The organism is Candidatus Eisenbacteria bacterium (assembly GCA_016867495.1).
Classification (GTDB): Bacteria; Eisenbacteria; RBG-16-71-46; order CAIMUX01; family VGJL01; genus VGJL01.
In genome coordinates, this window is sequence record VGJL01000140.1 from 1 (window position 1) to 6550 (window position 6550).

6 protein-coding genes are annotated in these 6550 nt (G+C 67.9%); 1 reads left to right on the forward strand and 5 read right to left on the reverse strand.

The features are described 5' to 3' along the window. The 5 genes from FJY88_10695 to FJY88_10715 form a co-directional block, all read right to left on the reverse strand. A partial coding sequence (locus FJY88_10695; GenBank protein ID MBM3287800.1) for a hypothetical protein occupies positions 1–318 on the reverse strand: 318 nt, incomplete at its 3' end. Continuing rightward, entirely contained in the window at positions 315–887 is a 573-nt protein-coding gene (locus tag FJY88_10700; protein MBM3287801.1) for a D-sedoheptulose 7-phosphate isomerase, read from the reverse strand. The genes FJY88_10695 and FJY88_10700, both read right to left, overlap by 4 nt. Then, positions 884–2026, reverse strand: coding sequence for a glycosyltransferase (locus FJY88_10705; protein ID MBM3287802.1), 1143 nt, complete (start codon positions 2024–2026; stop codon positions 884–886). Before FJY88_10705 ends, FJY88_10700 begins: the two co-directional genes overlap by 4 nt. Further along, positions 2023–3108, reverse strand: coding sequence for a GHMP kinase (locus FJY88_10710; protein MBM3287803.1), 1086 nt, complete (start codon positions 3106–3108; stop codon positions 2023–2025). The genes FJY88_10705 and FJY88_10710 overlap by 4 nt, the downstream gene beginning before the upstream one ends. Before the next feature lie 34 nt (positions 3109–3142). Next, entirely contained in the window at positions 3143–3940 is a 798-nt protein-coding gene (locus FJY88_10715) for a nucleotidyl transferase (protein ID MBM3287804.1), read from the reverse strand. A 154-nt stretch (positions 3941–4094) separates the two neighbouring features. Between FJY88_10715 and FJY88_10720 the strand changes: the two genes are divergently transcribed. Further along, positions 4095–6550: hypothetical protein (locus FJY88_10720; GenBank protein ID MBM3287805.1), on the forward strand; the 2456-nt coding region annotated here is incomplete at its 3' end.

Consider the following 6550-nt stretch of genomic DNA (forward strand, 5'->3'; position numbering starts at 1 on the left):
TGCCCCACCCTCGACCGCCTCGTTCATCGCCTCGAGCCCCAGCTCCTTCTCGAGGAAGACCTTCGCGGAGTCGTCGTACTGGAAGGCGGAGGCGTAGCGCAGGCCGGCGATCTCGAAGCCATGCTCGCGGAGCAGCCTCTCCGCGACCGCGCGCGAGGCGCCGCGATCGACATCGAACTTGATCGTCGCCTCGGGGAAGACCGTCGGATAGAGGTGGAGCCCCAGGGCGAGCGTGAGCGCGCCCAGCAGGACGAGACCCCCGAGCCGCAGCAGATCGGCGCGGGTGAGCCTGTTCGAGTCGGCCCGGCGATCGGTCATGCGAACACCTCCTTCTCGACCAGCTCGCAGATGATGTGGCCGGCGAGGATGTGGCCCTCCTGCACGCGAGGCGTGTCGTCCGAGTCGATCTGCAGGCAGAGATCGACGAGGCCCGGCAGGCTTCCGCCCGACCTCCCGGTGAATCCGACCGTTTCCAGACCGATCTCCCGCGCCTTTCGGATCGCCGCCAGGACGCTTTCCGACTTCCCGCTCGTCGAGATCGCGACGGCGACGTCGCCGCGGCGGGCGAGGCCGTCGAGCTGCCTGGCGAAGACGGCGTCGTAGCCGAAGTCGTTTCCGATCGCGGTGAGCGTGGACGTGTTGACGGTGAGGGCGATGGCCGCGAGCCCGGGGCGATCCTTGTAGAAGCGCCCAGCCAGCTCGCAGGCCAGGTGCTGGGCGTCCGCCGCCGAACCGCCGTTGCCGAAGAAGAGGACCTTCCCTCCCGCCTTCAGGCATGCGACCCAGGTCCCGGCGATGCGCTCGAGCAGATCGGCATCTTCTTCCAGCGCGCTGCCGACCCTCGCGCTCTCACGGATCCTCGCGAGAATCTCTTCCTTCCTGCTCATGCGACCTCCCGTCGGTTCGATGCGGCAAGGCGGATGACCGCCTCCGCCAGGTTCGACCATCCCATCCGCCGCTTCTGCTCTCTCACTCCCTCGGCCAGGCGCCCCTCGAGGCCCTCCGAGAAGTAGCGAGCGACTGCCGCCGCGAGAGCGTCCCGGTCCTCCGGAGGAACGAGCATGCCGGTCTCCCCATCGCGCACCATCTCCTCCAGTCCGCCCACGCGCGTGCAGACGACCGGCCTCTCCATCTGGAAGGCGACCTGGACGATCCCGCTCTGGGTCGCGGACCGATAGGGAAGGACGACAAGGTCGCTCGCCGAGAAGTAAGCGCCCACCTCCTCGTTGGGGACATAGTCCCCCCTCATCGTCACGATCTCCTCCAACCGATCCTCCTTCACGATCCCGTCGTAGTAGGCTCGGTCCTCGTAGAACTCTCCGAGCACCCAGAGGCGCGCCCCGGTCGCCTCGTGAATCCCCGGCATGGCCCGCAGGAGGAGATCGAGCCCCTTGTAACGGCGGATGTATCCGAAGAAGAGCAGCACGGGCCCTTCGCGGGGCCAGCCGAGGCGCCTTCTTGCGTCCTCTCTCGCCATCGGCTCGCCGAAGTGCGTGTAGAGCGGATGGGCGGCGATCTCCGCGGGGGCGTCGGGCCGGAACCGGCGCAGATCGGCGAGGACCGTCTTCGACATCACGATGAACCCATCGGCCGCCCCCAGCATGTAGCGGGTGAGCGGGCCGTCGAGCGGACGGCGCTCATGCGGAATCACATTGTCGCAGATGACGATCACCTTGGAGCCGCAAGCGGCCTTCACGCGGCGCGCGATCGTCCCGAAGCAGGGAGCGAAGAACGGGAGCCAGTACTTGAACAGGAGAGCGTCGGGCTTCCACGCGGAGATCTCGCGCGCGGCGGCGAACCAGGTCGCCGGATTCACGGAGTCGACGATCGGCGTCGCGCCGATCGGGACGGGATCCTCGCCTTCCTCCATCTGCGTCTTACCCGGAAAGAAGAGGGACGGGTACTGCCGGGTGAAGGAGAAGCAGCGCACCTCGTGCTGCTTTGCCAGCTCGGCGCAGAGCAGGGCATTGAACTGAGCGATCCCCCCCCGCATCGGGTAGGCGGTGCCGACCATCGCGAGCTTCAAGGCCCGCTCTTCTCTCCGTTTTCCTGAGGAACGGACCAGGTCTGCAGTCCCCTCTCCTCGAGGGCGAACGGGACGAGCGCTCCCCCCTCCCCCTCGAGCGCCCGGGCGATCGCCTGCTTCCGGTCGAAGGGACAGAAGCAGAGGAGGTATCCGCCGCCCCCGGCCCCCAGGATCTTGCCGCCCGTCGCCCCCGCGGCGCGGGCGACCTCATAGAGCCGGTCGATCTGGCCGCTCGTGATGGCAGGATCGAGGTTCTTCTTCTCGATCCATGCCTCATGAAGAAGCTCTCCGAATCCCTGGACTCTGTCTCGTAGGAGGACCGACTTCATCTCGAAGGTCAGATCCTTCATCCGGTCGAGGCTGTGCACGACCTTGGGGTTCCCCTCTCGATAGGAGCGCGTCTGGTTCTCGACGATGTGGGCCGAGAGGCGTGTGCCGCCCGTGTAGCAGAGGAGCATCGAGTACTCGAGCTCGTTCACCACCTCGCGGCGGATGCGCAGAGGATTGACGACCGTGTGATCGCTGAAGAACTCGATGAAGTTGAACCCTCCGAACGTGGCGGCGTACTGATCCTGGCGTCCCCCGGCGATCTTGAGGTCGAGCCGTTCGATCCTGTAGGTGAGCTCCGCAATCTCGTAGTTCGTGAGCGGTTCGCTCAACCATTCCCGGAAGAGGCCCACCAGGGTCGCGACGAGCGTCGATGAGGCGCCGAGTCCGCTTCCCGGGGGAGCGTCGGTGTGGACGAGAAGATCGAAGCCGCTCGGGAAGCCGACCGAGTGTCCGCCTCGCCTCGCGCCTGACCGCGCGAGGCTCACCTGGCGGAAGTGGTTCACGACCCCCTTCAGCAGGTCGAGGGAGCCGTCGATCGGCAGCTCCGTCTCGGCCGGATGCGTCTCGGAGATGTCGTAGTCGAGGCTCGTCAGAGAGAGGAGAGCGTCGTCGCGGGTGCGCAAGGTCGCGTAGACATACTTGTCGATCGTCGTCGAGAGCACGACGCCGCCCTTCTCCTCGGGATAGGGCGAGACATCGGTGCCCCCGCCGCAGAAGGAGATTCTGAGCGGGGCCTTCGCGCGAAGGATCATGGCAGGTCCATCTTCAGGGACGCCGCCCCGACTGTCAACGCGCGGCCGAACCGCCGCTCCCGCCGGCGCGGCGCAGCCGCGAAGCCGCCTCCAGACGCCTGCGGATCGGGACGAAATCGTGATCCGCGCGGCGAAGGCGCTCCGGCGTGCCGATGTCGAGGAAGAAGGCCTCGACCGGGTGCGCCCGAAGGCGCCCCTCTCTCGCCCAGCGCGGAAGATGCTCCCTCTCGAGACTCGAGCGCCCCTCGGGCAGATCGGCAAGCATGCGGCGCGGGAGGAGATAGATCCCCGCGTTGATCCAGCCCTCACCCGTCCGGCCCTTCTCCTCGAACTCGAGAATCGTTCCGTCTCCCCCGATTCGAAGGCCGCCGTAATCGGAGCGATCGGCCGTCCGGACGGCGACCACGATCCCCCGCTCGGCATCGGCGAGGGCCAGCACCCTTCCCGGATCGACCTCCGCGAAGGAGTCGCCGTTGGCGATCCAGTTCTGGTCCGCGGCGAGCGCCTTGCCCCGGGCGAGAGCCCCGCCCGTGCCCAACGGTTCCTCCTCGCGAAGAAAGAGGCGCCGGTCGGTCGCGGGCCCGAAGGCCCGCTCCACTTCGTCGCCGCCGTGCCCGGTAAGGAGGACGGTCCTGCGCGGGGCCGCCGGTTCAAGCAGCTCGAGATGAAAGCGAAGGAAGGGCCACCCGGCGACCTCGAGGACAGCCTTGGGGCGATTCGTGACGGGGCCAAGCCGCGTCCCGAGCCCGCCGCAGAGGAGAAAGGCGGCCCAATCTGGTGTTTCAGACGCCGCGGGCCGATCGCCTGCGTGATGCTCCGGAGTCTGGCTCATGGGAGCCGAAGTCTAGGAACGGAGGCGAGTCGGGTCAACCGGGATCGCCGATCGCATTGGCCACGGGATCCGATCTCGACTTGCGCGGCCGCTCGGCCCCGTTACAGTTCGGGAAGCGTCTCGTTGCGCCGGCGTGGAGAGGTAGGTCGACCGGATGCTCTCGCAGATCCTCTTTCTCCTCTTCGGTTCGATCCTGCTCCTGGGCTCGGGCCTGGGGATCGTCTGGCTTCTCGGGCCTCTCCGCCGCGCTCTGACGCCGATCGAGAGGATCCCGGTCGCTCTCCTGTTCTCGAGCGGGATCATAGGCGCATCGAGCCTGGTCGGGAATGGGATCGGGCTTGAGATCGGCGCCTGGTCGATCGCCGCGGTCGCGATCTCCCTCCTCTTGCTCGTCGCCGGACTGATCGCGCGGGCGCGCAGCCGCGGCGAGGCTCGGGCGGCGGCGGAGCCGTCGTCCTACAAGAGGATCGCCTTGGCCCTCGCCCTCGTTTCGTTCCTGCTGATGCTCCGCGACGGCGGGTCGCTCGGGCCCGTCCACGACTCGCTCGATTTCGTCTCGTTCGTCCAGGAAACCCTGCAGACGGGAGATCTCTCGCCCCGATCGGCGATCTACAGGGTCGCCCCGGACGCGCCGCCCGATCCGAGGCGCGGGAGCTTCCACACCGAGGTGGCCGCGATCTGCCGCTTGAGCGGGACTTCCCCCACGGAGGGCTGGCGCTGGCTCCCGCGGCTCCTCGCGCCGCTCGCCATCCTGGGCCTCTGCGCGATGTTCCGCCCCTGGCTCGGCGCGAGAACGGCCTGTGTCGCCGCGGCCATCTTCATCGCCGCGACATTCTTCAATCGAGACCGCTTCATCCAGAACATCGGCTACGCGAGCCGCTTCGGCTGGGTCTGCGGCTGGGCGGCGCTTCTCCTCATGGGACGGGGCCTCTCGCTGATCTCGCGCGGGACGCGCGCGGAGGCACCCAACGATTCTTCCGGCGGACGCGCCCTCCTGGTCGCCGGAGCTCTGGCGCCCATCCTGGTCTTGCCGGTTCACCTCCTCTCCGGCTTCCAGGTCCTGCTCGCGATGGGCTGCGCAACCCTGGCGGTGTGGCTCGACAGGGCGGGCGACAGACGAAGCAGGATGGCCGTTCTCCTCATGACCGCGGCCGGCGGCGCCCTGTTCCTCCCCCTCGCCGCGATGCGCGCGGCGGGATCGGCCGAGGTGTTGAATCCCGTCTTCGATCACCTGTACGGCGTCCTGCTCCTCGCCCCGGGCTGGCCGGTCCTCAGCCCGGCCTTCCTGACCGAGCGCTTCGGGATCTTGGGGACTGTTGGGACAGCCCTCGGCCTTCTCCTGATCCCCCTCGCGCGGAGGAGCCGGGAAGCGGCGTTTCTCGCCCTCTCCACCTTGGTGCCGCTCCTCGTCCTCTTCTTCCCCCCGATCGTCAAGCTGGTCCTCGCGGCGCACGCCCAGAGCGTTCTCTATCGGGTCATCCTGACGATTCCCTTCGCGGGCACCCTCGCGTGGATCCTCGTTCGGTCGCTCTCCGCCGTCGCGAGAGGCGCGGGATGGACAAGGCGGATCGGCGCGGCGCTCCTGCTCGGACTGATCGCCCTGAGCCTGATCCTGCAGGCGGGCGCGACGCGATCGGCCTGGGCGATTCCCGAGCGGCGGCGCGGAGACTTCCGCGAGAGCGCTCCCCTGGCGCGATCCCTGGAGTTCCTGCAGGCGAGGTTTCCCTCGGTGCAGACGATTCTCTCGGATCCGGTCTCGAGCTACTCGATTCCCGCCTACACGCGCCACGACGCGGTCGCGCCTTACCATCAGCACTCGTCCCCGTCGGACGCATCGGCGCTGCAGAGGATGCGCGACGCAGAGGAGGCGCTGAACGCCCATGTAGGGATCGAGCGGACCTTCGGCGTCCTGCGCCGATACGGAGTCGACCTGATCCTCCTGAACCAGAGCTTCCCGAGATTCCTCTCGTCCTACCAGGTCTTCATCTCTCCGCTCGTCTACGGCGAACAGCGGGCGAAGTTCGATCGGTCGCCGTCTCTCTTCGAGACGATCTACGACGCCGAGGGGGTGGTCGTCTATCGGGTCCGCCATCCCGACCCAGGCGAGGCGCTCCCGGGCGAGCCGCCGAATCCGTACCGGGTCGAGGATCCCGGAGGCGAGCCGATCCTCGGATGCGGCCCCGATCTCCTGCTGCGTTTCGAGGCGAGGCCGGGCCCGCATCCGGCGGGAGAGCAGATCCCCTTCGACATGGTCTGGCGGAGAGGAGATGCCCCATATCGGCTCCCCATCGTGTGCGAGATCAAGCTGCAGGCGGTGGAGAGACCGGCGGGATTCTCCACCCCTCTCCTAGGCAGGATCATCCGCGGGATCGTGGAGTGGAGAGAAGGCGTGAGGCTGCGCTTCGGCGCCCTCTTCCATCCCCTGGTCACCTTCTACCCCGACTTCCTCTGGGGTGCGGGCGAGACCTATCGGGACGAGTTCTGGCTGTCGGTCCCTCCGAAAGCGCGACACGGCCGCTACGAGATCTACTTCCGCATGAGCGAGCAGCCGCACGCGAGAATCACGCGCCTGTCGGAGATCCTCGGCAACGAGCTGGGACCCGAATGGCG